Below are 26160 nucleotides of genomic sequence, written 5' to 3' on the forward strand. Positions count from 1 at the left end.
CAAAAAACTCTCCAAGAAAAAGGTTGGAGAGGTGTCTATGAGAATGGTTTAAAGGTAGTGACGATCACTCCGTCAACATTATTGCCAGAAATGATGTAATCGTATCCCTTTAGGATATCTATTGTTTTGATAGGCGCAGGATAGTATTGAATTTGATAATTTTTCCCATCGAACGTTGTCGAGATGGTCTCTTCCTCTTTTAAATACGTTAAATATTCCTCTAAAACAAAATCCTTTTCTTTCATGATCGCGCTATGAGGTAAGCCTACATAGCGAATATGCCAAGGTTCATAAGAAATTCCAGTGATGTCAGTTTTTCCTTTTGGATATCGTAAAATAAAGCCGTATTTCCATGCGTTTTCTTCGATCCACTTTCCTTCAGCAGCTTTATCCATCGTCGTTGTCGTTGAACCGACATCAAGGGATAAGCCTAATTGGTGTTCGCTAAATCCTCCCGGTAAGGCAAATTCACTGCCCATCTCTTCATAGAGTTGGTTTTGTTCCTCAGAATTTCGGTAACCACTCGTAATTATAAAATCTTGAACGCCATCTCGGTTGGCAGCGGAAATTAATGTATTAAAGGCTTGAGTGACCTCTTTCGAAAGTGAAATGGAAGCATCATACAAGCCGTAGTTACCTTTTAATTCATGATGTTCATATAAGTTAACAATGTCTTTCTTTACCGCCGCTTCTTTAACAGGGTGTTGATCGTTGACAAGGAGTAAATCCCCTGTATGCACCTGGCTCGCAGAAATCTCTTTTTGAGTAACCTCGTTCTTAGAATAAGGTGTTTGCTCCGTTTTACTAGTTGTGTTTGACAGCATTTTATCTTCATGGTTCCAAATAAATGGTAGAGTGATAATGACCATAAATAAAATTATAATTCCCCATATTTTCATTTCTCTCGCCTCCTGTTCTATAAAAATCATAACGAACAAAGGTTAAAAGTATTTGAGAAAAATAAAAAGAAAACCTTAAGAAAAACATAAATGAGGTGCTCTTAATAACGTTTGATAGATCAACAAAACGCAAATACCTTTACAAAAAGGAAGGTATGTGATGGTCGCTCGGGAGATCGTAAAGAAGGAACTAGGCTAAATACGTCGAAGCCAAACAATAATGGATCTGCCAAAGAGGGAATCTACTTGACAATCTTTGCAGGCTAGCGTACTTTTTCATCATAAATCAAACGACACATTCATAGGGTAAATCGTAGCTTGAGAGGAGAGCACTAGCATGTTAGCTCAGGAAAGATATACGATCATTTTGGAAATGCTTGAAACGAATAAAATTGTGAAGGTGCCTGATCTTTGCAAGGCATTTAATGTATCTATTGAAACAGTTCGTAGGGACTTAGAATACTTAGAGCAAGAAGGGAAGCTCAAGCGCGTTTACGGTGGAGCGGTTTTAACGACAAAATCGGCAAAAGAGCCTTCCTATTATTCCAGGTCCACGAAAAATGCAGAGGAAAAAGTTGCGATTGGAAGGAAGGCTGCGGAGCTTGTCTCTAATGGAGATACGTTAATGATTGACCTAGGAACGACGACATTAGAGGTTGCTAGACATTTAAAAGATAAAACAGATTTAACGATTATTACGAACTGCCTTACGATTGCCCAGGAGCTGGTTGATGTCCCTACATTTAGAGTGATCCTGCCTGGCGGACTATTACGAGCGAAAGAATTGGCGTTATCAGGATTTATTTCGGAGCAATTTATGAATGATTTTAATGTAGATAAAACAATTATCGGTGCAGGTGGAATTACAGTTGATCGTGGGATTTCCGATTATCATCTAGAAGAAACACGAGTACGTCGGACGATGATTGAAAAGGGAGAACAAACGATTGTTGTCGCAGATCACAGTAAATTTGGCATAAAAGCACTTGTCAATGTTTGTTCGCTTGAAGACATAGACACGATCGTGACAAATGGAAAATTAAAAAAAGATATTGCTCAAACGTATGTGGACAAAAACATCAAGGTTATCGGTTTTGGGGAATAATCGTGAAGTGAAGTTACCTTCACAAAGAAAAGGGCAGCTCCGTGCTTACCTCACAAGAGACGTCTAACATTGACATACATAAGGTATAGAAAATACATCATCACTAATAAAAACCACCCTGACATGGAAAAGGGGGGTTTTTTTGTGCATTATTTATGGATTATGGAATAGTTTATAACAAGGTTTTTTGTTTGGCTAGACTCGTTTCTAGTTAGAAAAGAGGTGGTTTTCGGCAAATAAAGCAGAAAATAAAGCGAAAAACGATTGAAAGCGCTTGCTAAAAAGGATATAATACTCAAAAATACACAACAAACACATATAAAATTGGTATCAATAAGCGAAAAACGGTATTTTGTTGTGTGGAAATAAGGAGGGAATGTAGATGAGCTTTGATGAGATCATTATTTGGATGATGGCGATTGGTGTGCTTATCGGAGCGGTTGACCGTGTCATCGGTAACAAATTTGGATTGGGCGAACAATTTGAAGAAGGCTTTAATGCAATGGGCCCGCTAGCTTTAGGAATGGTCGGTATTATTACACTGACTCCTGTCATATCAAATGTACTTGGACCGGTCATTATTCCGGTTTTCAATGCAATGGGGGCGGATCCGGCAATGTTTGCGTCCATATTGGCGAATGACATGGGAGGTTATCCGCTTGCGATGGAGTTAGCAGTGAATGAAGAAGCAGGGTTATTATCGGGACTCGTTGTCGCTTCGATGCTCGGTTGTACATTAGTCTTTTCTATTCCAGTCGGGCTAGGGTTAATTGAACAAGAAGACCGTCCTTTTTTTGCTAAAGGGTTACTTGCTGGGTTAGTCACCGTCCCTTTTGGTGGGTTAGTTGGTGGATTAATTGCTGGTTTTGACGTTCAGATGATCTTTATGAACCTTATTCCGGTCATTATTTTGTCGGTATTGCTTATCATCGGTTTAGCTCTAAAGCCAGACCTTTTAATCAGAGGAGCCTTGTTGTTTGGGAAGTTTATCGTTATTGTCATCACGATCGGATTAGGTGCTTCGGCATTCGAATCGTTAACAGGCGTTGTCCTCATCCCTGGAATGGCTCCAATTTCTGATGGGATTGAAATTGTCGGTTTAATCGCAATTATTTTACTTGGTGCATTTCCGATGCTTCATCTCATTGTCAAAGGGTTAGAAAAGCCATTAACAAAAGTCGGTCAAAAAATAGGTATGAACTCTGTAGGCGCTGCCGGAATTGTCATTACTATGGCAAATAGCGTACCGGTTTATAAGATGATGAAGGACATGGATAACCGTGGAAAGGTCATCAATACAGCTTGGCTCGTTCCCGCAACAGCAGCATTAGGAGATCATTTAGGCTTTACAGGAGGCGTTCGCCCAGACATGATCACAGCAGTCGTCTTAAGTAAAATAGCTGCTGGCATTCTTGCGATTGCAGTCGCTTATTGGTTTACGAGAGATACGAAAAATAAAACGACAAACTAAAAGAGGGAGTGCTCGATAATGGCAGGGAAAAAGTATTTTATTGGGCTTGACCAAGGAACAACTGGAACGACGACGCTCATTCTTGATGAAGCGTGGAACATTCATTCGCAAGGATATATGGAACATACACAATATTATCCACAACCAGGATGGGTCGAGCATGACCCCTTAGAAATTTGGGAAAAAACGAAAGAATCGATTCGAATGGCATTGGAAAAAGGATATTTACGATTAAATGAGATCACCGCCATGGGGCTAGATAATCAAGGTGAGACGGTGGTCGTCTGGGATAAAACAACAGGCATGCCGATTTATAATGCGATTGTGTGGCAGGACCGAAGAACAGCACAGGAGGCTGATCGACTCCAAGCCGAATGGGGAGACGTCATAAAAGAAAAAACAGGTGTGATCGTAGAATCATATTTTTCAGCCTTGAAAATTAAGTGGGTGTTGGATGAGGTTGAAGGAGCAAGAGAAAAAGCAGAGAAAGGTGAGCTTTTAGCAGGAACGATTGACACATGGCTTATTTGGAAAATGACGGCTGGAAAACTGCATATGACGGATTATTCTACAGCATCCAGAACGATGTTAATGAACATACATGACGGATGCTGGGATGAAGACATTTTAGAGCGTTTGACCATTCCAAAATCGATGATGGCGGAAATTCGTTCGTCGAGTGAATATTACGGTGAAACTGAGCCTGCAAGCTTTATGGGGGCAAAAGTACCAATTGCTGGTAGTGTCGTCGATCAGCAGGCAGCGCTGTTTGGTCAAGCCTGCTTTGAGCCGGGCACAGTAAAAACGACATATGGAACTGGCTGTTTTATGTTAATGAATACGGGTGAAAAAATTGTCGATTCACCAAATGGACTATTAACGACCGTTGCATGGGGACTTGATGGAAAGATGTCATATGCGTTAGATGGCGGAATTTACATTACGGGTGCTGCAATTCAATGGTTGCGTGATGGTCTGAATATTATTGAAACTGCACAAGAAACAGAGAACTTAGCTAGATCAGTACCAGATAACGGAGGTGTATATTTTGTTCCCGCGTTCGTTGGTTTGGCTGCTCCTCATTGGGATCAATATGCGAGAGGGACAATGATCGGAATCACCGGAGGAACGACAAAAGCGCATATTGTCCGCGCGACGTTAGAGAGCATTGCTTATCAAGTGAAAGAAAACATGGAAGTGATGGAAAAGGATTCGGGGATTAAAATACAAGTGATGCGTGTCGACGGTGGACCTGTTGTCAATGATTTTCTTATGCAATTTCAAGCAGATCTACTAGGAATACCTATTGATGTGCCTATGATTACAGAGACGACCGCTTTAGGAGCAGCTTATTTAGCAGGGATGGCAGTCGGTGAGTTCGATAATCTGGAAGCGATTTCAGCAAAATGGAAGTTAAGCAAACGGTATATGCCTAAGATCGATGAAGGTGAAAGACAACAAATAATGAATCGTTGGCGAAGGGCTGTGGAACGTTCGAAGAATTGGATTGAAAATGATGTATAATGAGGTCCGGCTCTCTTTTTTTAGTTATTTTTGTGGATTTATACCAACTTGACGTGTAAAATTGGTGATTGTACAATGTGGTTAAGTGTTCCAAGGAAGGGAGATTTGCACGGTGCAGAATGAAACAAGAGATGTATTAGTCATTGGCGGTGGTGTCGTAGGCACGGCCATCTTAAGAAAACTGTCTTTATATGATTTATCTATTACATTAGTTGAAAAGCAGCCTGATCTTTGTGAAGGTGCCAGTAAAGCGAATAGTGGGATTGTCCATACTGGTTTTGATGCACCGCCAGGGTCTGTTGAAGCAGAATGTCTCAAACGTTCACGTTATTTATGGTCTGATTATGCTGAACAGCTTAAGATTCCCTATATCCCTACCGGAGCAATGATGATCGCGACGAGTGAAGAAGAAAAAGACATGATTCAAACAAAATACATTCCTAATGCTAAGGAAAATGGTGTATTTGTCGAGTGGATAGAAAGAGAAGAAGTGAAAGAAATGAATCCGGCCGTTACAGACAAGGTTATCGGCGGTTTATCAATTCCTGGGGAGGCCATTTGTGATCCGTTCACAGCGACACGCTCATTTGCAGAGTTGGCGGTTTTAAATGGTGCAGAAATACACCTTGAAGCAGGAGTGACGAGCATTGAAGAAACAGCACAAGGGTTTGCGGTTTCTCTAGAAAATGGTGCGGTCATCAAGACAAAATTCATTGTCAATGCTGCAGGAGTGTATTCCGATCAAATAAGTCGAATGATTGGCGATAAAAGCTATACCATTTCCCCCCGCAAAGGACAATTCATTTTAACGGAAGAAGAAATTGAAATTTCACAGATCGTTTTACCAGTTCCTACACCGACGTCGAAAGGAACACTGATTTCTCCTGTTGTCTTCGGTGGGTTCTTGTTAGGGCCGACAGCGGAAGATCAAGAGGATAAAGACGATCGTTCAACGAGCTCAAAAGGAATGAATCAAGTGCTGGCCGGCTGTGAAAAGCTGATCCCTGATGCAAAGGAATATGAGAGTATTCGCCAGTTTGCTGGGGTAAGGGCAGTTTGCTCCACAGGTGATTATGTCATTCGAGCCTCTGAAAAAAACAGCCGTTTTATTCACGCGGCAGGTATTCGGTCGACAGGTTTATCGGCCGCCCCTGGAATTGCCGAATTGGTTGCCGAAACAATAGCTCAGTCTGGACTCATCTTGGAAAATAAAGAAGACGCCCTACTTGAAACGCCGAATTTATTTAATGATACGGAGGAGAGTGTTGGCGAAATTGTCTGTTTATGCCGCACGATCACACGTAGTGAAATTACGAACGCCCTCGAGGGGCCTATTCCTCCAACGACCATTGATGGTGTAAAGCGAAGAACTGGGGCTACACTCGGAGAATGCCAAGGAAATTGTTGTATCCCTAAAATATTGGATCTTCTAAGTGAATATGAATTAAATCGTGAAACCCCACTCAAGGGACTGAAGAACTCAACAATAGCCCTAAAAAAGGGGGGAGAATGACAATGACCTATGAGTTAGTCATTATTGGTGGAGGAATAACAGGCATAAAGGCAGCTATAAAAGCGCATGAGATGGGATTAAAGGACGTAATAATCACCGATCACAATGCCCAATCCGGTGGTTTTTACAGCAGCCTTTTTCAAAGGGACGAATATCGTGAAGAGAAAGCCCTTGTAGATCAATTTAAGAAGCTTCCGTACGAAAAATGGACGCAATCAACCGCCATCGGATTATTTGAAGCCTTTACAGGCGGTGAACACGAGTTAAATATACAAACGCCTGTAGATACTAAAGACATTAAAGCTCAGAAAGTCATTATCGCTTCAGGAGCACTCGAAAAGCCACGTGAAGCGCATAAAATAAGTGGAACGAGACCCTCTGGTGTGATGACGTCACTGATGGCTATGGGTTTGTTAGAACGAGGTTACATTCCGGGTAAAAAGACAACGGTTTTTGTGAATAGTAAAGCCTCTCATTCATTAGCTGAAGAGATGAGCAGCAAAGGAATTGCCGTTAAAACAATAGATCCGAACGACTACAGCCTCCATGCTGTTCATGGCCATGCCCATCTGACAGGCATTGATATCAAGCATCGCAAGAACGGTTTAGTAGAGTCTACTCCTTGTGACAGCTTAATTTTTAGTGAAGGATATATTCCTTCCACCTTTTTCTTAAAAGGGTCAGGCATTGAACTTGATCAGCAGTTCTTTATTCATATCGACGAGAAAGGGCAGACGAGTGTTGACGGTATTTTAGCCTTCGGAACATGTACTACCTTCCCATATATGTCTGACGACCAAATCGAAGAAAACCTTGCACAGTTTTTAAAAGAAGGAGGCATCAACACATGAAGGTAAGAGATTCATTTATGATTAATGCACCTAAAGCAGACGTTTGGACAGTGTTTATGGACGTTGAAAAGCTTGCAAGCTGTGTTCCTGGCTGTGAAAACTTAGTTGCCCACAGCGATACAGAGTACGAGGCTGACATGGTTGTAAAAACAAAGTTTATGACGATCAAGTTTAAAGCAAATGGCGTCCTCGTCGATGCAGTAGAAGGCGAAGAGATAAAAGTTGAAATGGTTGGAAAGCCGATGAAACTTGCAGGCTTATTTAAAGCAAAGATGGGCATTCTGCTCGAAGAAGCAAGTGCGGAAAACACGAAGGTCAATTACGAAATGGATTTGCAAATGACTGGTCGTTTAGCGACATTAGGAGATATATTAATGAAGGGAACGATTACGAAATCTGCCAATGAATTTGCTGAAAACGTACAAGAGTTGTTTGAAAAAGAGCAGCTAAAATAATACCCACTTGTTCTTCTGCTGTGAAGCGTTCGTACTCACAGCAGTTTTTTTAATTGTTTTCACTGATACAAAGGTAAATAAAGTACGGACTTTAAGAAGAGAACGCACAAGCTCAATTTTTAATAGAGGCAATGTCATTTCGTCTAACATAGGTATAAAATCCTATCTGCCAAGGCTTCTTTGAAAAAAGCTTACACTCTCATTTTACATCAAAAACCTACGTCCATTACTTCGCTTTCTTTTCATAGTAGCCTTCCAGACTCACCAACTATGTGAGCACTTTGAAGGCAAAAGCGTGTACATTTAATATGATTTCGCCCTCTACGACAATCGCCGTCCCCGACAGTTGTTTGTGTTCAATAGAGTTTCTAATCGTATAGCTATACAATTCAATGGTGGCCGCGTTGACACATCATTTAAAGTAGTATATTATTTCGTGAATAAATTGTTTCATAAAGAAATATTCGTAATACGAAAAAAGGAGGGTTATTGATGACAAAAGAGCGAGAAAATATTCAAAAATTTATGACCTCCTTACGTGAAATGCATAAAGTGATGGATCAAGTGTTTCGAGCGATCGCTGTCGACATGGGACATACACCACTGCAACTGTTTGTATTACGCCAGATTGCTCAAGCGCCTGAGCAATCTTTAAAAGACTTAGCAGAAGAGTTGAAGGTGAGCAATTCGACGATGAGCGGTGTCGTTGAACGACTCGTACAGGCGAATCTCATTAAGCGTGAGCGGTCAACAAAAGATCGTCGCGTCCTTGTCATGGAGCTCACTGAGGAAGGACAGACAACAAGCAATGATTTTAGACAACGCTTTTTTGCTAAGCTTGAAGGGATTAAACGCTTACCTGAAGAAGACATGCAGAGACTTTTAGCATTGCACCAAAATATTATTGCCCGTATTAAAAGAGATCAAGCGACAACTACAGAAGAAAGGTGATCATAATTGGAACGATCAACACGTAAGTCGAGGATGACCTTAATCAACTTTGTTTTACTCGTTCTCTCTCTCGTCGGCTGTACTGGGAAGGGAGAAGATGTAAACCATTACTATCTTTCCTTCATAGGTGAAAGTGAAACGTGGAAAGTCAGCGAATACACAATGACATTGACGCCGGAAATGCAGAAGCTTGGTGAGGGTACATTAATGATGAAAGGTCAGAGTGACTATCCAAGCGATTGGTTTCATATGCAAGTATTCGCTCTCGTCAATGGTGAAGAGCAGGTTTTGCAAACGAAGTCAGTATCTGCACCAGACAATAATGATATTTCCCAGATGACGATTGGGGCGGTAGAAGGCGAACGGTCCCTCTCGATTGATGAGATGAATCGGCTCTATATTACGGTTGAATGGAACGATATGGAGACGGGAGAAAACATGAAAGAAACCATTGCATTGCTTGATCAACCGATTCGTTTTGAGCAGATGAGTGAAGATCAGTAGTAAGGCGTCGGGCATGGCGATAGCCAATGCATTTTTTGCCGTTCAACAACAATGCCATTATGGATCTCAAAAAGGTGGGTGAGTGATCATGAATTTTTTCTGTGAGTCTACCAACTTAAGCGATTATTTACTAGAATCTCCTGAAGTGGATTATACTCATCCTTTAGTACAGGCGACCACGAAGGAGTTATTTACTTCCACGCAAACAGAGATAGAAAAAACAAAAATCGCTTTTGAATTTGTTCGTGATCAAATTGCCCACTCTTGGGACATTCAATCACAACGAGTCACTTATCATGCTTCTGAAGTGCTGGCCTATCGTGAAGGAATATGTTACGCAAAGTCACACTTGCTGGCCGCTATCTTACGTAGCCAAATGATACCTACAGGCTTTTGTTATCAACGGCTCATGTTATTTGATACACCAGAGAAAGGGTATTGTGTACACGCTCTCAATCCGGTGTACTTACAGTCAGTAGGTCGATGGGTTCGTTTAGATGCACGTGGCAATAAACAAGGCATTGATGCCCAGTTTTCACTAGAGAAAGAAAAAATCGCCTTTGCTCCGCAAGAGGCATTTGACGAAATCGATTATTCTACGATTTTTGTCAAGCCACATCCAGCGACGACAGCAGTGTTATTAGAAAATACGGACGCCATAGATATGTATAGATATCGTTTACCAGAAGCGTTAAAGTAGAATATGGCTTACGCTTGCAATGATGAAGATCCTTTTTAGAGAAGGTTGAGAGGAGATGCTGCATGGCAAAACAGAAATATTACACCGTATGGCGGGGGCGCTCACCAGGCGTTTACGCAACATGGAGTGAGTGTGAGAAGCAGGTGAAAGGGTTTCAAGGAGCGCGTTTTAAATCGTTTCCCTCAAAAGACAGTGCCGAAAAAGCCTTTCGTGAAGGACCGCCAAAAGATCCTTTTACGACACCGAAGGAACGTGCCAAAGCGGCCACATCCACTACCACAGCCACATCGTCCTATATTGAGGACAGCATCTCGGTAGACGCGGCTTGCAGTGGGAATCCAGGGGTCATGGAATATCAAGGGGTCGAGACGAAAACGGGAAAACAGATTTTTCACGTCGGACCCATTGAACAAGGGACAAATAACATCGGGGAATTTTTAGCGATTGTGCATGCATTAGCCCTTTTGCACAAAAAGAATGACGCGCAAACCGTGATTTATTCGGATTCAAAAATCGCCATTTCTTGGGTGAAAAAGAAAAAGTGCAATACGACGCTAAAAGAGACAGAAGTGACTCGTCCACTTTTACAGCTCATCCGGCGTGCAGAGAAATGGCTGGAAACACATGCTTATCAAAACCCGATTTTAAAATGGGAAACAAAAGCGTGGGGAGAAGTTAAAGCCGATTTTGGCCGGAAATCTTAACGGTTCGGGTTCATCGTGAAATCAACGGTGTTTTAAGGAAGTATATTGTGACAAAGACCCTCCCTTTAGCAATATTGCCTGCGAACGAGTAAAGGGAACGTATATTTTATGGGGGTAGGGCGATGTCCAAGGCGCACTTCAGTGAATTGACATTTATACGAGCTTTTGCGTGCATCACCATTGTCACTTTGCATACGGTTGAACGTGCTCTTGAGCATCCTGAATATAAAGGTACGTTAGGGCAGTACGCTCAATGGGGTTGGGAAAGTGCTTATATGCTTATGTTTTACGGTACGCCCCTGTTTATTTTTTTAAGTGAGGTCTTGATTGCATACTTTTATAAAAATGGCTTGCCAGCGAGCTTTTTCCCAAAGCGTTTAAAGTATATCTTCTTGCCATTTGTGTTTATGGCTTTCTACTACGCGGCAACGAAGGCAGACAGTTGGCTTGATTTTACCGAGCGCTTCTTTATGCATGCGGTCATCGGTGATTATCACGGTTATTTTGTGTTAATCATTTTTCAATTTTATTTATTGCATTGGCTAGGCCATCGCTGGTTAGCGAAGCAAGCGCCTGGACCGGTGATTTTTACAAGCCTGCTTATCACAGTGGCTTATTTATCTGTGTTTAATTTTATACCTGCGCCTAGCTTTCCTTTTAGTGATTACGTTTGGGAGCGTTATTATTGGGTACCTTTTCCCGGATGGCTGTTTTATTTTGTGACCGGCTATTACGTTGGCCGTTCGTATCCGGCATGTCGGCAATGGTTAAAAGCGCATCGTGCGTCGTTGTATTGGCTACCATTACTGACGAGTGTGATCGTCTTGGCACTCTATTGGAATGAATGGCTCACGATCTTAAGTTCTAAACGGGTTGATCTCGTTTTGCATACATCGGCTGTGCTTGGCGCCGTACTCGCTTTTGCGATTCGTTTTCCGGTGAATCATACATGGGTACAAACGGTCAGCAGGTATTCGTTCGGCATTTATTTGTGGCATATGTATTATTTGTTTGCGTTGAAAAATGTGCTAGGCGTCCTTTCTATAGAACTTCCTTTTTCTATATATGTGGTCACGCTTGTCGGGGGAAGCACAGTGTTATCCATGCTAACGATGCGATTGTTAAACAGGCTCCCGTTCGGCGCGGCATTGACAGGATTATTAAAGCCCGCATCTGTTCCGAAAGCGAAGACATCGCTAGAACAAAAGGAACGTTTATCGACGTAGGTTTTGGGAGATACAGCTTTACTCCCTTTGTTTTCAAGCAAATTCGGCGTATAATGGCAAGCAGGGTCGGAGGAACGTGTTTTAGGAGGAACTTCATATGGTGCGATGGAAGGCGATTTTGATTGTATTTATCGGGGCGGCAGGTTTTGGTTTTACGCCTGTCTTTGTGAAGAGTGCTTTTCAAGAAGGGTACACGCTTGCCCAACTGAACGGGGCACAAATGCTGCTCGCTTTTTCTATTTTATGGCTCATTGCTGCGATTAAGCGGGTTAAAACGAAGCAAGTGACGCGGAAGCAAGTGTTCAAACTCATGCTGGCGGGATCATTAAATGGCAGCACCGGTATTTTTTATTACGGAGCGATGGCTTATTTGCCCTCGTCTGTAGCCATTATTCTTTTGTTTCAATTCGTTTGGATTGGTGTTTTGTATGAATGGCTGTTTGATCGAGTAAAGCCGTCATTAATTACGTTATTATCCGTGGCGCTAACGTTGACTGGCGTCTTTTTTGCGGCTGGTTTGACGTTTGAAAGATTAAAGGAACTGTCAACGTTTGGTCTAGTATTAGGCATGATTGCAGCATTCTCTTATGCTGGGTTTATTTATGTCAGCGGACGAGTCGTTCGCGATGTCGATCCATTTTTACGCAGTCCGATTATGATTTCAGGGGCAACGGTGCTCGTTCTCGTCATTTTTCCGCCCACCTTTTTATTCACAGACGTTGTTTCTAGTTCGTTATGGTTGTTTGCGTTAGGAGCAGCAGTGTTTGGTTCGGTGCTCCCGCCGCTGTTTATGGCGATCGGCGTTCCGCATATCTCAAGCGGGCTTGCAACGTTGCTCGGTTCGGCTGAGCTTCCGGTCGCGATTTTAATGGCAAGCATCGTTTTGAATGAAGTTGTCTTGCCGTGGCAATGGTTTGGGATATTTTTAATTTTGTTATCCATTACATTAAAAGATGTTGTGGAGACTTGGTGGTCACGCCGCCATGCTCATCGACCCTCGCACGATAAAGCATAGCTTTCACGAAAAAGCGGTTTGAAACCTGATAGGATTTCAAACCGCTTGTTTTAATGCTTGCCTTCATCCGAAAGGCGTTGGCGCCGCTCGACGACCCATTCAAAATGGTGTTTGATTTCAAAGATATCTTGAGCTGATAGACTCTTCCAGGCATCTATATTTAAAAAGAACAAATCATCGATCTTGTGTGCTTGAAAAATCTGGTGAACTTCCAAGATATCCCGATATGGTTCTAATGCAGGGTTTCCCTTTGGAGAATCGCGGCCAAGCAAATAGTCTATACTGACGTCAAAATAATCGGCTATCGTTATTATCGTATCGTAATCTGGCTCACTTCGCCCATTTTCATAATGAGAATAACGTGCCCTTGTAAGGCCCAGCTCATCAGCAATCCATTGTTGAGTTTGTTGTCCGCGCAATTGCTTTAATCTTTTTCCGATCAATCGAAAAATCCTCCCGACGAGATAGCCTTTACAACTTATTATAGATACGAAATGTATCTTAGACTACAAAAGTTAACATACGTATCAAATAATTATTGACGATATATTTTTGATCATTTATAATTTTCATAGGTGGTAAAATTTGAAAAGGGGGAATAAATAATGAGACAAAAATTAGCCCATGAGCGGTATAAACGAGGGTGGACCCAACGAGTTGTAGCCGAAAAAATGGACATCTCTGAAGTGTATGTTCGTAAGCTAGAAAAGGGAGTCGCGAACCCTGGGAGAGAAACAATGGTTCGGTTTGAACAACTGTATGGTGTTTCCGTTTATGAATTATTCGATGATATTTTTCGGAATAATCAAAGTAGAGAAAGAAACGATTTGTTTTGAAAAATCTGATAAAACAAAAAAATAAAACATTCCACCTAAGTCGAATATCAAATCGCTTAGGCGGGACGTTTTTTTTAAGACTGAAGAGATTTCAGATCGGCAATGATCGCATCATAATCAGGGCTTTCATTGCCAGGATAGTACGACATAATTTGTCCATCAGGTTTAATGACAAAAAAGTGAATCCCATGTATATACGTGTCTTCTAGTTTTTGAACAGTTGATTTAAAAGTGTTCTCGGAAACGATTTCACTTCTTCAGGACTGTACCCCGTGACGAAATGCCAATTTGAGAAATCGGCGTTAAAGGTTTCGCCAAATTCTTTCAACACTTCAGGCTGATCTCTTGTGGGGTCTACTGAAAACGACACGAAGGTGACATCAAGGTCTGCTTCTTTCGCTTTATCTTGCAGCCTGGACATATTAAATGTCATTGGGGGACAGACGTCAGGGCAGTTGGTGAAGATAAAATCAGCAACCCACACTTCACCGTTCATATCATCGGTTGAAAAAGGCTCACCCTCTTGATTGACACCTGATAAAGTGGGTACCGGATCATCAAACGATATAGCAACGGCAGGCCCTCCTTCCTGTTGTGAACCCCCCGTTTGTGGAGACAGAACGGTCAACCACAGCACTAAACCGACAAGAATCACCATTAAAATAATTAAAGGAACACTAACGTATGCTTTTGTGAATTTCAAACAGTTCACCTCACTATAAACCATTTATGTCATCCTTTATAAGTGTAGACGAAGTTGATCAGAAGATTCAATAGCTGAAAACTTGTTGTTATGACGGAGGTGTGACAAGTTTAGCTGATTGTAGAAAAAACCTGCTTTACATTTCGTGTGTTTCTTTCAAAAAGAGTTTATTTTTGTGTTAAGAATCTTGTGGTTAAGCCACTCGAAGCATTTTTAGGAACATACTGACACTAATGCTTGTAGATCTGTTCTTAACATTTATTCAGTACACCAGTCTCAGTAAAAGGTAAGTGCCAAGCATGCCCCCAGCTTTCAAGGGGTTATTTGTGTTTTTCGAATATAAGATTTACCTTCGAAAGGATAACATATATCTTTTGATTTCTACAAAATCATACAGTAGGGAAGTCCAAATTTTATCAGTCATCGTGCAAGTGTGATATCTGACCATCATATGTTAATGAAAGACGGTATAAGTGAGAGGAGGAAAAAGAAGCTTGGAAAAACTTTTACAAGTGTACAGGAGAACAGATTGTTCCTTAAGCGTTTATGTTAAGGAGGGCTTTTATTTGAAAATGATAGCGGTTTCATTGGTGGTTGCCTTCCTCTTAAACCTTACAGGATGTCAGCTTTTAGAGAATGCGGGAAAAGCAAACGCCGAAGGGATCACTACAATTAAAATCGCCCACTATTTTTCAGAAACCCACCCAAACCACATTGCTTTACGAGAGAAATTCAAGCCAATGATTGAAGAAAAAACGAACGGCAAATACAAAGTGGAAATTTACCCGGCAAATGAACTTGGTGATGAAGCACAATTTATTAGCGGGGCAAGGATTGGCACAATACAAATTGCAGTGGCTGGAATGTGGTTACAATCAGCCAATCCAAAAATCGGTGCAGTCGAATGGCCTTTTTTGTTTGATAGTTATGAGCAGGCAAAATATATTTTAAACGGCAAAGCAGGAGATGAGCTTTCTAAAGCTTATAAAGAGCTTGGGTTAGAGACGATTGGATGGGCAGCACATGGATTTCGAGTTGTTTCAGCCAACCGCCCTATAGAATCAATGAAAGATTTTCAAGGCTTTCGCCTACGAGTCACTAATTTACCAATGTTTGTAAGCTTGGCCGAGGCATTAGGGACAAATGTTCAACCGCTTGCTCTTTCTGAAGTATTTACTGCGCTCGAGCAAGGTGTCATTGATGGGCAAGAGAACCCGTACGTCATGTTAAAAGAATCGGCGATGTATGAAGTGCAAAGTCACGTCATTGAAACCAATCATGTCTTTAGTCCCATTGCATACTTAATGAACAAAAAGTTTTTTGAAGGGTTGGATGCTGAAACAAAAGAGATCGTTATGGAAGCGGCCCAGAAATCGGCTGATTACGAATGGGAGCTTCTCCAGCAGGCTGAGGAAGAGGTGAAGGATTACCTTACTGAAGAAGGGTTAGAGGTCATTGTACCTGATGAACAATTGAAGCAGGATTTGCGGGATGCGATGAACCCTGTGTATGAAAATCTATATCAAGAATACGATTGGGCCCAAGAATTTGTGCAATGATAGAACGTGAAAAAGAGGCATACGAGAAAGAGAAGCTGGAGAGGTGAGTTTAATGAATAAAATCTTAAAGGTACTGAATCACCTGTTAAATAGTGTCATTATGATCATTCTTGTATCCATGGTCTCTTTGGTCTTCTTCAATGTCGTTCTTCGATACGTTTTTGATTCAGGCATTACGTGGTCTGAAGAGCTCGCGCGCTATTTATTTGTCTGGGTCGTGTTCTTAGGGGCGGTCGTCGCGACAAAAGAGAAAGGACACTTAGGTGTCGACCTTTTAGTAGGCGCTGTTGCGCGAAAATACCAAAAGCTTTTGTATGTTGTATCAAACGCGATCGTCGTTTTTGTGCTTACCCTATTTTTGGACGGGTTATTTAAAATGATGGCATTGAACAAGATGGTGTCAGGACCGGCCACAGGGATTCCTGAAGTTGTCTTTTATTTAGCGGGTGTTGTTGCAGCAAGCTTAATGATAATAATTACGAGTATTCAAACGATTCGTTTCGTATTTTTAGATCAAGATAAACCAAATTGGGCTAAGCCGCGGAATGAATGGGAGGAAACAAAATGATCCTTGTATTTATTCTCACGTTATTTCTATTCTTATTGATTGGTATTCCGGTAGCGATTTCGATGTTAAGTAGTGCGATTGTGATGCTCGTTGTCCTTGGGATGTTTGACACTGGAATATTAGGCGATTATTTAATCAAAGGTGCCAACAACTTTTCGTTAATGGCCATCCCATTCTTTATCTTGACGGGAGAAATAATGAACGCAGGTGGTGTGTCCAAGCGAATTGTTGAATTTGCCAGTGCGTTCGTCGGTCACATTCGGGGCGGTCTCGGCTACGTAGCAATTATTTCAGGAGTGATTTTTGCTGGATTATCAGGGTCAGCAGTTGCTGATACAGCGGCATTAGGTGCCATTTTAATTCCAATGATGATCGCCAAAGGCTATAACAAAAATTCCTCGACCGGACTTGTCGCTGCCACAGGGATCATTGGTACTATTATTCCACCAAGTATTCCAATGATTTTGTTCGGAGTTGTAGGTGGTGTGTCCATTACGCAGTTATTTATGGCTGGCATTGTACCCGGAATATTAATGGCATTAGGTTTTGTCGTGGCCTGGTATATTGTTTCTAAAAAAGTGAACAGTGAAACGCTGCCGAAAACGAATCTGGTCCAAAAATGGGTTGCGTTTCGGCGGGCAATTTTAGCACTTTTGTTGCCGGCCATTATTATCGTTGGTCTTAGGGGTGGGGTTTTTACACCTACGGAGGCAGGTGTTGTTGCTGCGGTGTATGCGTTTATCCTTAGTTTAGGGTATCGGGAAATGACGTGGAAGCAGTTTTCGAGTGTGTTTGTGGATACGGCAAAAACGACAGGTGTCGTGCTATTTGTAGCTTCAACAGCCGTCGTTTCAGGATATGCGATTACGGTGGGACAGATTCCGCGCGAATTGGTTGATGTGCTAAGTGGCCTGACGACAGATCCGACGATATTACTATTGCTGATTATGGCGTTTCTGTTCATTGTCGGGGCGGTCATGGACTTAACCCCCGCCGTCTTAATCTTTACCCCTGTCCTGCTTCCGGTTGTCACAGCGGTCGGCGTTGATCCAGTCTATTTCGGCTTATTAATGGTCATCAATTTGTCCATTGGTTTGATTACGCCACCTGTTGGAACCGTTCTTTATATTGGGTGTAGTATTAGTAAAATCAATATGTTAGATATAACGAAGGGCATTTTTCCTTTTTTGCTCGTGCAAGTAGGCATCTTAATCTTGTTGATTTTAGTCCCAGAGATCGTCACTGTGCCCTTGGGGTGGTTTACTGAATGACGTGACTCGAGCTTGCAACAAAAAAGACCTTTTTCCGTTTATGATGACGGAGAAAGGTCGTTAAATAGTAACCTTTTGTTTATCGTTTTAATAGACTGAGAGTTTTTCTTCAGCAGGCGTGCGTGTTTTAGGCGCAGGGATATTTTCCTCATCAAAAAAGCCAAGATGAAGAAAGCCGATAATCTTTTCTCCAGGCTGAACCCCAAGAATCTGATGTGCTTGAGGGTCCCAAACGTGAGGCTGGGTTTTCCAACAAACGCCAAGACCTCTTTCCCATGCCAATAGCTGGAAATTTTGCACTAATGAAGCAGTGGCATAAATATTTTCCTCATGCTGTTTTTGCCGTGGATCTTCTTTCATAATGATTACGAGAAAGGCAGACGGTTGACTGAAATAATTGCGTCTATTTTCTTGACGGTCTTGCGGAAAAAGTTCAACAAGCTCGTCAACGAATGCATCCTTCCGTTCGCTAGAAATAAAGAGAAAGCGCCATGGCTCACGGACGCCATGATTTGGTGCAAATACCGCATCGTTCAATAGCTCGACAATCAACTCTTCCGGTACAGGATCTTGTTTATAATTGTTTTTAATCGAACGTCGTTGACGTATCGCCTCAGAAACGGGGCGTGTCTGGGCTTGAATCGTATTTGTCGTCATGCTGAATCACTCCTAATGTCTTTTGGAGAAAAATTTGAGAATCGTTATCAATGTCTCTATATTATACGGAGTCGAAGGAGACCGTCAAGGTAGACGAAATAATGTAGCCAATTCCCATCCTATTCCGCACAAAGCAAGACCGCCAATAAAGGTAGCTGTCACGTACAAGAAAAATAAACGATAAGAGGATGCTTGCAGCATACGCCAAGCATCTAATGATAACGTAGCATATGTAGTGAAGCCACCCAATAGACCAGTGGAGACGAAAAGTACAACAGGCTCGGAAGGAAACAATCCTTGGATAAAGCCGATCACGAGTGCGCCCCCCAAATTTACTGCGAGGGTTGACCATCGGAAGAAGCCGTTTTTAGACGTCAGTATGGAGGATACCCAATAACGGCAGAAAGCGCCTATCGCGCCACCTAAAGCAACGATAAGCATAGTCATAATGTAGCCTCCTTATTTCTCTGGGCAAGATGATGACTTAACATTGCCCCCAATGCAGTAAACACGAGACAAACGAAAAAAGTCAGCCCCGCATAAAGCAATGCCACCCCGTATTTTTCCTCTTGCATCGTTTTAATAAGTTCAAAAGAAAATGTAGAAAAGGTCGTAAAGCCTCCTAATACGCCTGTAGTCAGCCCCGTATGAACAGCAGAGGTCCATTTTTTGCGAAAATAAGTGCCTGTCATTAAGAGGCTAAGTAAAAAGGAGCCTAAACTATTGGCGATTAAGGTTGGCCATAAGGCGCTTCCAAGGAGAAGAGTTAGTCCATACCGTCCTAATGCGCCAATGGCTCCACCAACCATCACCATCACCCCATTTTTCATTCAACCGTCCTCCTCATCATGTCTATGATGATTGTAAGTAAAAACATTGAGACAAGCAAATGCCGAGAGATTGGAAAAGGGCTTTTTCATCGTATGTCGAAAAGAACTATTTGAAGTCGATTTTGCGAAAAAGAGAATCATCGCTTAAGTGACGATCATAAGGCACAGTTGATTTAAAATGCTTTAAAGGAAGGTTGGTCTGGAATTATAGTGATGAGTTGTGCAAAAAGCGGAGGGGGAAAAGTCTTGCTGAGGCAACAGTTGGCAGCTAGAAATCTCGTGTTCATCGTTTTTATATATGTATTTTTGTTAGCTCAGCCTCATCAAATCGCAGAAGCTGACGCGCAAGGAGAGCGAGTCGACCGATGGGAGGAAGGGATTGAACGTCTCAGCCATAACGTTTTTCTTTCTGGAACTCATGAACAGAAAGATCTCGATTTTTTAAAACCTCTAATTAATGATAAACGCATCGTCCTCATTGGAGAGAGCGCACATGGTGCGAGAGAGTTTAATGCTGTCAAGGCCCGAATCATTCGGTACCTGCATGAAGAGATGGGTTTTTCGGTGATTGCTTTCGAAGCACCGATGGGACAGTCGGTCGCAGCTTTTGCTCAGAGCAAGACGGGAACCGCATCACAGACAATGACTGAAGGCATTCCTTCTGTGTGGCATTCTCCAGACATGGAGCGGTTGTTTTCCTTAATGAAATCCAAAGAGGAACAAAAGGATTTTTTAACTTTTACAGGAATTGATATTCAGCCAGATTCCTTTTTCGGACCTTTCTTAAGCGAAGGGGTGTATCACCTAGATCGGTCACGTTCAAACAAAATCAGGCAAATGGAGGAACATTTTTATGAGTTGTATCATAATCAAGCGACAATCGATCAGGCATTTATTGAAGCTAACGAGTTACAGCCACAATATGAAGAGTTAAAATCATGGATTCGACGGCACCAATCAGAGCTGCGAAAGTCATACACAAACAGCGTAATTAAACAGATTGAACGGGTCGTTGACAATCGGATTCATTTTTTAAAGCATGGCGTTCAAGCGCGGGTAAAAAGCAACGCGCAAACAAATCAACATCCTTCGACAGTGACAGATATACAGCAAAGTGATATGTATTATCGCGATCGTCAAATGGCAGAAAATATCGACTGGCTCGCTCACGAGCTTTTTCCTGATGAGAAAATGATAGTCATCGGTCACAATTATCATATTCGCAAACAAAATACTGCAATGCACTCTTTTGTCACTTTTGAACCTTACATGAAAGACCCTTTGCCAACAATGGGAGAGTTACTTTCAGAGAGGCTTAAAGCGAGCAGCTATGCTCTTGGTGTATTTGCTTATAAAGGACAAACCTATGATCGACAAGGGGCATTTGTAAATATGGATACGAATTACGATGAATTTAGCCTCGAGCCACTATTGGAATCAGCCGGTCATCGGGTTACATTTATGCAGTTGACAGGGACTCGGTTAGACCCGACAACGAGTTGGATGACAATGCCGATGAACGGATCTTATTGGGGGATGCAAAAAGAAACTTTTATACCTAGGCAGCAGTATGACGGTTTGCTATTAATTAATGAAGTTTCTCCTGCTTTGTACGCACAACCATCCAAGTAGTATGAATGGGTCGGACGACGAGCTGCGTCGTTCGTCCTTATTCGTTAGCAAGCGCAATGCTTCACATTTTCAGTAAAAAGAGGTAAACTATTTAGAGATACGAAATAAAAACAAAGAAGGTGCAAATCATCTCTAAAGAAAGACGAAATGTTGTCATTATGTGGTCGGCGAACTTTTTGATTGCGGGCAGTATGACGATGGTTCTGCCTTTTTTGTCATTATTTATTGAGACAATGGGGAATTATAGCCCTGAGTACGTACAAAAATGGTCAGGCTTGTCTTTCGGCGTTACATTTGTGACGGCTTTTTTATTTTCACCGCTTTGGGGTCGTTTTGGTGACAAATTTGGCCGAAAAAAAATCTTAATGATTTCTGCATTGGGATTGGGCTTGTCTGTCCTACTGATGACATGGGTGAATGATGTATACCAGTTATTTGTGCTTCGTCTTTTTATGGGCGTTTTTACAGGTTTTATTTCTACATCACAAGCACTTATCTCAGCGCAAACACCTAAGCACATTTCCGGAAAAATTTTAGGTACTCTACAAACAGGAAACGTATCAGGAGCGTTGTTCGGACCGCTGATTGGCGGAGTACTTGCAGATGTAGCAGGTTTTCGCTACACTTTTATGATTACAGCTATCCTTATGGGATTGACCGCGACCATCGTTTGGGTAGGTGTAAAAGAAGTTTTTCACGATGACAAAGGCTTTAAAGAAACGAAAACAATGACTTCTAAAGACGTCATGACTTACATTATGTCGAAGCCCGTTTTATTAATGATTATGTTTGTGTCTCTGCTCATTCAAGCAGCCAACTTCAGTATTCAACCTCTTTTGGCTCTTTTTGTTACTGAATTACACGGACCTAACAATAATGCATTTTTTTCTGGTCTCGTTTTTTCAGCTACCGGCCTTGGCAATCTTTTGTTTACGAGACAATGGGGGAAAATTGGCGACCGTATAGGGTATGATAAAGTTATGGTAGCCGTGATGCTTCTGGCGGCATTATTCTTCCTTCCCCAAGGCATGGCAACTGCGATTTGGCAATTGGTGATTTTACGTGTATTATTTGGAGTTGTGATTGGTGGCTTTATCCCTAGCCGTGTTGCTTATATACGGCAGGCGGCCCCGCTTTCTATTCAAGGTGAGGTACTTGGCTACAATAACAGTTTTCGTTTTCTTGGGAATGTGATTGGACCGATGCTTGGTGGAGTGCTTGCCGGCTATATCGGCATTTCATCTGTATTCTATGTCATGTCCTTATTATTTGTTGTATCGGCAGTGTTGCTCATGGCGGCAATGAGGCGTGAGCGCAAAAAGTTGGAGCACCGTGCGAAAGTGTCAGATTATGTTTCATCCCCATAAGGAAAGTAAATATTACGAATAGGTATCACAATAGGTTAACCCTATTGAAAATAAAAGGAGGACTTTAGATTGAACATGAAAAAATGGATATTGCCACTATCAGCAGCTGTGTTATTGACTGTTGCTGGTTGCAATAACGATCAACCAGAAGAACAAGATACGACAGAAGAGACTGGTCAAGAAAACGCTGAAGAAAACGAAGCTACACAAGAAGAGGCTGGTCAAGATACGAAGGAGTCCTCCGAAAATAACGACGACACAGCTTCTGAAGGCGAAACGGGTGAGGCTGAAAAGTCGCCTGAGGGTGAAGGAAACGCTGCTGCTGAAGGTGAAGGTGCAACCGATCAACAAGGTGAGTCACAACAGCCTGCTGATGGCCCTAAGGATGACCAAAGCTTAACAGAGCAATTAAAAGCCGAAGCTGCTGTAGCAGATGGACGTATATATGAGAGTGAGGACAATGTCGTTGCGACAATCCAGCTGCAATCAACGGCCACAGCGGAGCAAGGACAGCAGCTTGCTAAAAAATATCAAGGTTTGCTGCAAGAAAAGTATGCAGGGAAGCAAGTGATTGTTCAGGCTGTGTTAAATGGTGAAAATGTAGCTAACTTGGCTACTGAATAAATGAATATGTTCATTGTTCCTGTCAAACAAGGGACAAACCGAGTGAGAGTGTAGACAAAGTTTTCCGTACTTTGTCTGCACTTTTTTTGACGGGAATCACTGCGAAAAGGTCACTAGAGCGAGGGAAGAATAAGAGGAAATAGGGGATATGAAAACGATCATCGTGTATGGAATGGCTGTTGTTTTTAGAAATGAATCGCTTCTTTTATCATCGTCATTGAAACACTTCACAGTTCAAGTTATAAAAATAGTTATGATACAATGAAGCACAAGTACATACATTGCAACAGAGTATAGAGTTTTTGAAAAGGAGTAATGTAGACGTGAACGCCAACCAAGCTTTGTTAAAAATTTGGACTTCACCTCGAAAAACGATGGCGCATATGTTGAAATATGACTCTAAGCGTTTGTATATGTTCATCCTCTTTTTGCAGGGGTTGCTTCGTTAGCTAGCGGTTCGTTTTTCCAAAATGATGGCAATAATAGCATGACCAATAGCATGCAAGGGATGGACAATCCATATCTTTTTTTACAGGATTTGTCCTTTCCGATCGTGCTGTTGTTTTTCCTTGTGGGAGGAGCGATTACAGGTTTTCTGTTTTTATGGTACGTCGCCCCTTTCTTTGCCAGTATCACAGGTCGCTGGCTAAAAGGTGAGGGAGTCTTTCGTGACATTCAGCGTGCCTACGTTTGGGCAAATGTGCCGCAAATGGTTCATGGTGTGCTTATGGTTCTCATTTTATTAATCGTGCAAAAGAACATATTCACTCCCGTTGATGCGTTATCTCCTGCCTTAAGTACAATGGCTACGGTTTTTTCACTGATTACGTCTGTACTTGCGATCTGGTCCTTTGTGCTTTGGATTAACACATTGAGTGTCGCTCATAACTTTTCAAGGTGGGCTGCCTTAGGAACAATTATTTTAAGCTTCATCGTTATGGCTGGTGCAATTTTAGTCATTGGCGTCGTTATCATGTTCGGCGCTATCCTTATTTACACATTTTAGGAGACATTGAAGAATAAGAAAGGTGGAAACTGAATGAGCGCTGTCTTCGTTCAGAGTTTGCAATGCTAGGAGTCATTATCGGAAGTGTCCTTTCAGCGATGGCGACAGGTGTTGGTGCTTTACCAATCCTGATTTTTCAAAATGTAACGCATCGTTGGAGAGACATTATGCTCGCATTTACAGCTGGCGTGATGATGGCTGCCGCTACGTTTAGCTTAATACCACAGGCTTTAACAGAAGGGCGTTTTATAGAGATTGTGTTAGGCGTTCTTTTAGGAGTAACTGTGCTAACCTTATTAGAGTTTATCGTACCTCATGTGGAGCTTGATCACCGAAAGCAGGCATTGCCCTTTGATCATAAAGCCTTATTAGTGATCTCAGCCATTACGCTACACAATATCCCCGAAGGCTTATCTGTTGGTGTAAGCTATGCAAGTGACGAGGAAGGACTTGGGGGTCTTGTTGCATTAGCAATTGGTCTGCAAAATGCTCCTGAAGGCTTTTTAGTGGCGTTATATTTAATCCAAGAACAAGTCAGTAAATATAAGGCATTTTTCATTGCTACATTAACTGGCGCTGTAGAAATTATATCGTCATTGTTAGGGTTTGTGTTGACAGCACAGCTCGCCTGGTTGGTACCTATAGGATTGGCATTTGCTGCAGGAGCAATGCTGTTTATCGTATACAAAGAGTTGATCCCAGAGAGCCATGGCGATGGTCATGCCCGCCCAGCGACATTTGCTTTTATAGGAGGGCTTCTGTTAATGCTTGCGCTGGTCACTTATTTTTGATTTAAATAGGAAGCAGCATGCTTACAAGTTTTAAAGGGTATGCTGCTTTTAAGATCAGTGCTCAAGTTCGAGATGAAACATTTGTTTTGTCAGTGCAAAAGGAGAGAAGGGTTATGTTCAAACAATATGTGATGCAGCTTAGACAGCCAGCATTGGTTATAGATGAGCAATATCATGTTTTTCTAACGAATCACTCGTTTAGTGAGCGATTAGGTTATACATTAGAAGAAAACCTTCAAAAATCGCTGCAGAATTTAGTTAAAGCTTGTCCAAAGAATCATCATCAATTAGTAACGGCTTCATCACTTATTTTTGTTACAGCTACAGGAGAGCAAGTAACTTTTTCAACAACGGTTGATCCAATCATTACGGAGGAAGGCATTTATTATTTTATCCTCTGTGAGGAAGTCTTTAAGTCTTCGTCAAATCTAATGAATCAATCGTCTTATAATGAATTGTTAAAAAGAGCGTTAGATCATTCTAAAGTTGGCATTGTCATTACCGATCCGTCCTTAAACGACAACCCTATTGTTTATATGAATGAAGGGTTTCGTCTTTTAACCGGATATTCAGAAGATGAAGTCATTGGGAAGAACTGTCGTTTTTTGCAAGGAGTCGAAACTGACCCAATGAGCGTGCAAAAAGTTCGAAATGCAATACATGACATGAGAGCCATTAATATTGAAATTGTAAACTACAAGAAAAACGGGGAAAAGTTTTGGAATGAGCTGCATATTGATCCTGTCTACATAGAAAATCAAGGTCGCTATTATTTTTTTGGCGTGCAAAAAGAAGTGACGCAAAGAAGACGGATACAAGAGGATCTAACGTCGTCCTTAAATGAAATTAAAAATTTATCTACACCGATCGTACCCATTAGTGAAGGGATTTCAGTCCTTCCGCTTATTGGCATTATGGATCAGTCGAGATGGATGATCATTGAGGATAGTGTATTACAATGGGTGAGCCAGCATGGAGAAGAACAATTAATTATTGATTTATCAGGCTTAAATCAAATTGAGGACAGCTTGCATGAAAAACTATTGAAGCTATCAAAGATGCTAAAGCTCATGGGGACACAAATTATTCTTACTGGCATTCGCCCAAATGTCGCATTGACGAATGGCGGAATCACTGGCGAGCAGTTTGGATTCAAAGCTTACCCAACTGTAAAGGTTGCATTAAAAGAGTTAAATGAAAGAAATGAAAGTTGACGTTAGATCGCATCACACCGATACTCATGTAGTTTAGTAGGGCTGTCAGGAAAAACCGACGTTAAAGATATTCATACTAAAAAGCCCAATCTCTTTAAAAATAATCGAGAGAAATTGGGCTTTTTCAATTGTCCATGAAAGCGTTGCGAAAGATCATTGCTGAGACTTTACCAGTGTCAGTTAA

25 protein-coding genes and 3 pseudogenes are annotated in these 26160 nt (G+C 41.7%); 22 read left to right on the forward strand and 6 right to left on the reverse strand.

Annotated elements, in window-relative coordinates:
• Positions 1-35: 35 nt before the first annotated feature.
• Complete coding sequence (locus G4V62_RS10580) at positions 36-899, reverse strand: M15 family metallopeptidase (RefSeq protein WP_165201999.1); 864 nt, start codon at positions 897-899, stop codon at positions 36-38.
• Between the two features lie 337 nt (positions 900-1236).
• On the opposite strand from G4V62_RS10580, the gene G4V62_RS10585 reads away from it, so the two are divergent.
• From G4V62_RS10585 to G4V62_RS10640, 12 genes and pseudogenes are all read left to right on the forward strand, one after another.
• Positions 1237-2004: a DeoR/GlpR family DNA-binding transcription regulator gene (locus G4V62_RS10585; protein ID WP_165202001.1), complete on the forward strand. Its 768-nt coding sequence runs from the start codon at positions 1237-1239 to the stop codon at positions 2002-2004.
• A 382-nt stretch (positions 2005-2386) separates the two neighbouring features.
• Positions 2387-3525, forward strand: a pseudogene (eutH, locus tag G4V62_RS10590) (ethanolamine utilization protein EutH).
• A complete protein-coding gene (gene glpK / locus G4V62_RS10595) occupies positions 3494-4999 on the forward strand; it encodes a glycerol kinase GlpK (protein ID WP_165202005.1) in 1506 nt (501 codons plus the stop codon). Before eutH ends, glpK begins: the two are co-directional and overlap by 32 nt.
• A gap of 112 nt (positions 5000-5111) precedes the next feature.
• Positions 5112-6512: an NAD(P)/FAD-dependent oxidoreductase gene (locus tag G4V62_RS10600; protein WP_165202007.1), complete on the forward strand. Its 1401-nt coding sequence runs from the start codon at positions 5112-5114 to the stop codon at positions 6510-6512.
• Positions 6513-6514: 2 nt separating this feature from the next.
• The gene (locus G4V62_RS10605; protein ID WP_165202009.1) at positions 6515-7363 is read left to right on the forward strand and encodes an FAD-dependent oxidoreductase; all 849 of its coding nucleotides are present in this window, start codon (positions 6515-6517) and stop codon (positions 7361-7363) included.
• Complete coding sequence (locus G4V62_RS10610; RefSeq protein ID WP_165202011.1) at positions 7360-7818, forward strand: SRPBCC family protein; 459 nt, start codon at positions 7360-7362, stop codon at positions 7816-7818. Before G4V62_RS10605 ends, G4V62_RS10610 begins: the two co-directional genes overlap by 4 nt.
• A gap of 492 nt (positions 7819-8310) precedes the next feature.
• Positions 8311-8769: a MarR family winged helix-turn-helix transcriptional regulator gene (locus tag G4V62_RS10615; RefSeq protein WP_165202013.1), complete on the forward strand. Its 459-nt coding sequence runs from the start codon at positions 8311-8313 to the stop codon at positions 8767-8769.
• 6 nt (positions 8770-8775) lie between these two features.
• Entirely contained in the window at positions 8776-9273 is a 498-nt protein-coding gene (locus tag G4V62_RS10620; protein ID WP_165202015.1) for a hypothetical protein, read from the forward strand.
• Positions 9274-9361: 88 nt separating this feature from the next.
• Entirely contained in the window at positions 9362-9973 is a 612-nt protein-coding gene (locus G4V62_RS10625; RefSeq protein WP_165202017.1) for a transglutaminase-like domain-containing protein, read from the forward strand.
• Between the two features lie 62 nt (positions 9974-10035).
• The gene (locus G4V62_RS10630) at positions 10036-10677 is read left to right on the forward strand and encodes a ribonuclease H1 domain-containing protein (RefSeq protein ID WP_165202019.1); all 642 of its coding nucleotides are present in this window, start codon (positions 10036-10038) and stop codon (positions 10675-10677) included.
• 122 nt (positions 10678-10799) lie between these two features.
• Positions 10800-11903, forward strand: coding sequence for an acyltransferase family protein (locus G4V62_RS10635; RefSeq protein WP_165202021.1), 1104 nt, complete (start codon positions 10800-10802; stop codon positions 11901-11903).
• Positions 11904-12000: 97 nt separating this feature from the next.
• On the forward strand, positions 12001-12918 hold the full coding sequence (locus G4V62_RS10640; protein ID WP_165202023.1) for an EamA family transporter: 918 nt from the start codon (positions 12001-12003) through the stop codon (positions 12916-12918).
• Between the two features lie 215 nt (positions 12919-13133).
• Here G4V62_RS10640 and G4V62_RS20840 read toward each other — a convergent pair.
• Positions 13134-13361 (reverse strand): annotated as a pseudogene (locus G4V62_RS20840) (helix-turn-helix domain-containing protein); the annotation flags it as partial.
• A gap of 162 nt (positions 13362-13523) precedes the next feature.
• Between G4V62_RS20840 and G4V62_RS10650 the strand changes: the two are divergent.
• Positions 13524-13754 carry a helix-turn-helix domain-containing protein gene (locus G4V62_RS10650; protein ID WP_165202027.1) on the forward strand — a complete coding sequence of 77 codons (231 nt, stop codon included), beginning with the start codon at positions 13524-13526 and terminating at the stop codon, positions 13752-13754.
• A gap of 205 nt (positions 13755-13959) precedes the next feature.
• Here G4V62_RS10650 and G4V62_RS10655 read toward each other — a convergent pair whose 3' ends face one another.
• Complete coding sequence (locus G4V62_RS10655; RefSeq protein WP_165202029.1) at positions 13960-14457, reverse strand: SCO family protein; 498 nt, start codon at positions 14455-14457, stop codon at positions 13960-13962.
• A gap of 572 nt (positions 14458-15029) precedes the next feature.
• On the opposite strand from G4V62_RS10655, the gene G4V62_RS10660 reads away from it, so the two are divergent.
• From G4V62_RS10660 to G4V62_RS10670, 3 genes are read left to right on the forward strand one after another with little or no spacing between them, the layout of a single operon-like run.
• Complete coding sequence (locus tag G4V62_RS10660; RefSeq protein WP_246218386.1) at positions 15030-16016, forward strand: TRAP transporter substrate-binding protein; 987 nt, start codon at positions 15030-15032, stop codon at positions 16014-16016.
• Positions 16017-16068: 52 nt separating this feature from the next.
• Entirely contained in the window at positions 16069-16584 is a 516-nt protein-coding gene (locus G4V62_RS10665) for a TRAP transporter small permease (protein ID WP_165202033.1), read from the forward strand.
• Positions 16581-17855, forward strand: a complete 1275-nt coding sequence (locus tag G4V62_RS10670; RefSeq protein WP_165202035.1) for a TRAP transporter large permease — start codon at positions 16581-16583, stop codon at positions 17853-17855. The genes G4V62_RS10665 and G4V62_RS10670 overlap by 4 nt, the downstream gene beginning before the upstream one ends.
• 87 nt (positions 17856-17942) lie before the next feature.
• On the opposite strand, the gene G4V62_RS10675 is transcribed toward G4V62_RS10670, so the two are convergent.
• From G4V62_RS10675 to G4V62_RS10685, 3 genes are all read right to left on the reverse strand, one after another.
• Entirely contained in the window at positions 17943-18512 is a 570-nt protein-coding gene (locus G4V62_RS10675; RefSeq protein ID WP_165202037.1) for a nitroreductase family protein, read from the reverse strand.
• An 84-nt stretch (positions 18513-18596) separates the two neighbouring features.
• Positions 18597-18959 (reverse strand): fluoride efflux transporter FluC, encoded by a 363-nt coding sequence (locus tag G4V62_RS10680; RefSeq protein ID WP_165202039.1) that lies wholly within the window; start codon positions 18957-18959, stop codon positions 18597-18599.
• Positions 18956-19342: a fluoride efflux transporter FluC gene (locus tag G4V62_RS10685; RefSeq protein ID WP_165202041.1), complete on the reverse strand. Its 387-nt coding sequence runs from the start codon at positions 19340-19342 to the stop codon at positions 18956-18958. The genes G4V62_RS10680 and G4V62_RS10685 overlap by 4 nt, the downstream gene beginning before the upstream one ends.
• A 246-nt stretch (positions 19343-19588) precedes the next feature.
• On the opposite strand from G4V62_RS10685, the gene G4V62_RS10690 reads away from it, so the two are divergent.
• The 6 genes and pseudogenes from G4V62_RS10690 to ytvA all read left to right on the forward strand — a co-directional run bounded on the left by G4V62_RS10690 (position 19589) and on the right by ytvA (position 25976).
• Positions 19589-20974, forward strand: coding sequence for an erythromycin esterase family protein (locus G4V62_RS10690; protein WP_165202043.1), 1386 nt, complete (start codon positions 19589-19591; stop codon positions 20972-20974).
• A 119-nt stretch (positions 20975-21093) separates the two neighbouring features.
• Positions 21094-22341, forward strand: a complete 1248-nt coding sequence (locus tag G4V62_RS10695) for an MFS transporter (protein ID WP_312855479.1) — start codon at positions 21094-21096, stop codon at positions 22339-22341.
• Between the two features lie 69 nt (positions 22342-22410).
• Positions 22411-22965 carry a hypothetical protein gene (locus G4V62_RS10700; RefSeq protein WP_165202045.1) on the forward strand — a complete coding sequence of 185 codons (555 nt, stop codon included), beginning with the start codon at positions 22411-22413 and terminating at the stop codon, positions 22963-22965.
• A 436-nt stretch (positions 22966-23401) separates the two neighbouring features.
• Positions 23402-23971: pseudogene (locus G4V62_RS10705) on the forward strand (YIP1 family protein); the annotation flags it as partial.
• Positions 23972-24033: 62 nt separating this feature from the next.
• Positions 24034-24762 (forward strand): ZIP family metal transporter, encoded by a 729-nt coding sequence (locus G4V62_RS10710; protein ID WP_165202047.1) that lies wholly within the window; start codon positions 24034-24036, stop codon positions 24760-24762.
• 113 nt (positions 24763-24875) lie between these two features.
• Positions 24876-25976 (forward strand): YtvA family blue-light photoreceptor, encoded by a 1101-nt coding sequence (ytvA, locus tag G4V62_RS10715; RefSeq protein ID WP_165202049.1) that lies wholly within the window; start codon positions 24876-24878, stop codon positions 25974-25976.
• Positions 25977-26160 lie beyond the last annotated feature (184 nt).

Source organism: Litoribacterium kuwaitense, assembly GCF_011058155.1.
Lineage (GTDB): Bacteria > Bacillota > Bacilli > Bacillales > DSM-28697 > Litoribacterium > Litoribacterium kuwaitense.

Coding starts and splice junctions, on each gene's coding strand:
- glpK (WP_165202005.1), top strand. CDS start 3,494: ATGGCAGGGAAAAAGTATTTTATTGGGCTTGACCAAGGAACAACTGGA.
- G4V62_RS10670 (WP_165202035.1), top strand. CDS start 16,581: ATGATCCTTGTATTTATTCTCACGTTATTTCTATTCTTATTGATTGGT.
- G4V62_RS10650 (WP_165202027.1), top strand. CDS start 13,524: ATGAGACAAAAATTAGCCCATGAGCGGTATAAACGAGGGTGGACCCAA.
- G4V62_RS10665 (WP_165202033.1), top strand. CDS start 16,069: ATGAATAAAATCTTAAAGGTACTGAATCACCTGTTAAATAGTGTCATT.
- G4V62_RS10630 (WP_165202019.1), top strand. CDS start 10,036: ATGGCAAAACAGAAATATTACACCGTATGGCGGGGGCGCTCACCAGGC.
- G4V62_RS10685 (WP_165202041.1), bottom strand. CDS start 19,342: ATGAAAAATGGGGTGATGGTGATGGTTGGTGGAGCCATTGGCGCATTA.
- G4V62_RS10580 (WP_165201999.1), bottom strand. CDS start 899: ATGAAAATATGGGGAATTATAATTTTATTTATGGTCATTATCACTCTA.
- G4V62_RS10615 (WP_165202013.1), top strand. CDS start 8,311: ATGACAAAAGAGCGAGAAAATATTCAAAAATTTATGACCTCCTTACGT.
- G4V62_RS10635 (WP_165202021.1), top strand. CDS start 10,800: ATGTCCAAGGCGCACTTCAGTGAATTGACATTTATACGAGCTTTTGCG.
- G4V62_RS10640 (WP_165202023.1), top strand. CDS start 12,001: ATGGTGCGATGGAAGGCGATTTTGATTGTATTTATCGGGGCGGCAGGT.
- G4V62_RS10660 (WP_246218386.1), top strand. CDS start 15,030: ATGATAGCGGTTTCATTGGTGGTTGCCTTCCTCTTAAACCTTACAGGA.
- G4V62_RS10625 (WP_165202017.1), top strand. CDS start 9,362: ATGAATTTTTTCTGTGAGTCTACCAACTTAAGCGATTATTTACTAGAA.
- G4V62_RS10605 (WP_165202009.1), top strand. CDS start 6,515: ATGACCTATGAGTTAGTCATTATTGGTGGAGGAATAACAGGCATAAAG.
- G4V62_RS10585 (WP_165202001.1), top strand. CDS start 1,237: ATGTTAGCTCAGGAAAGATATACGATCATTTTGGAAATGCTTGAAACG.
- ytvA (WP_165202049.1), top strand. CDS start 24,876: ATGTTCAAACAATATGTGATGCAGCTTAGACAGCCAGCATTGGTTATA.
- G4V62_RS10680 (WP_165202039.1), bottom strand. CDS start 18,959: ATGACTATGCTTATCGTTGCTTTAGGTGGCGCGATAGGCGCTTTCTGC.
- G4V62_RS10710 (WP_165202047.1), top strand. CDS start 24,034: ATGCTAGGAGTCATTATCGGAAGTGTCCTTTCAGCGATGGCGACAGGT.
- G4V62_RS10610 (WP_165202011.1), top strand. CDS start 7,360: ATGAAGGTAAGAGATTCATTTATGATTAATGCACCTAAAGCAGACGTT.
- G4V62_RS10675 (WP_165202037.1), bottom strand. CDS start 18,512: ATGACGACAAATACGATTCAAGCCCAGACACGCCCCGTTTCTGAGGCG.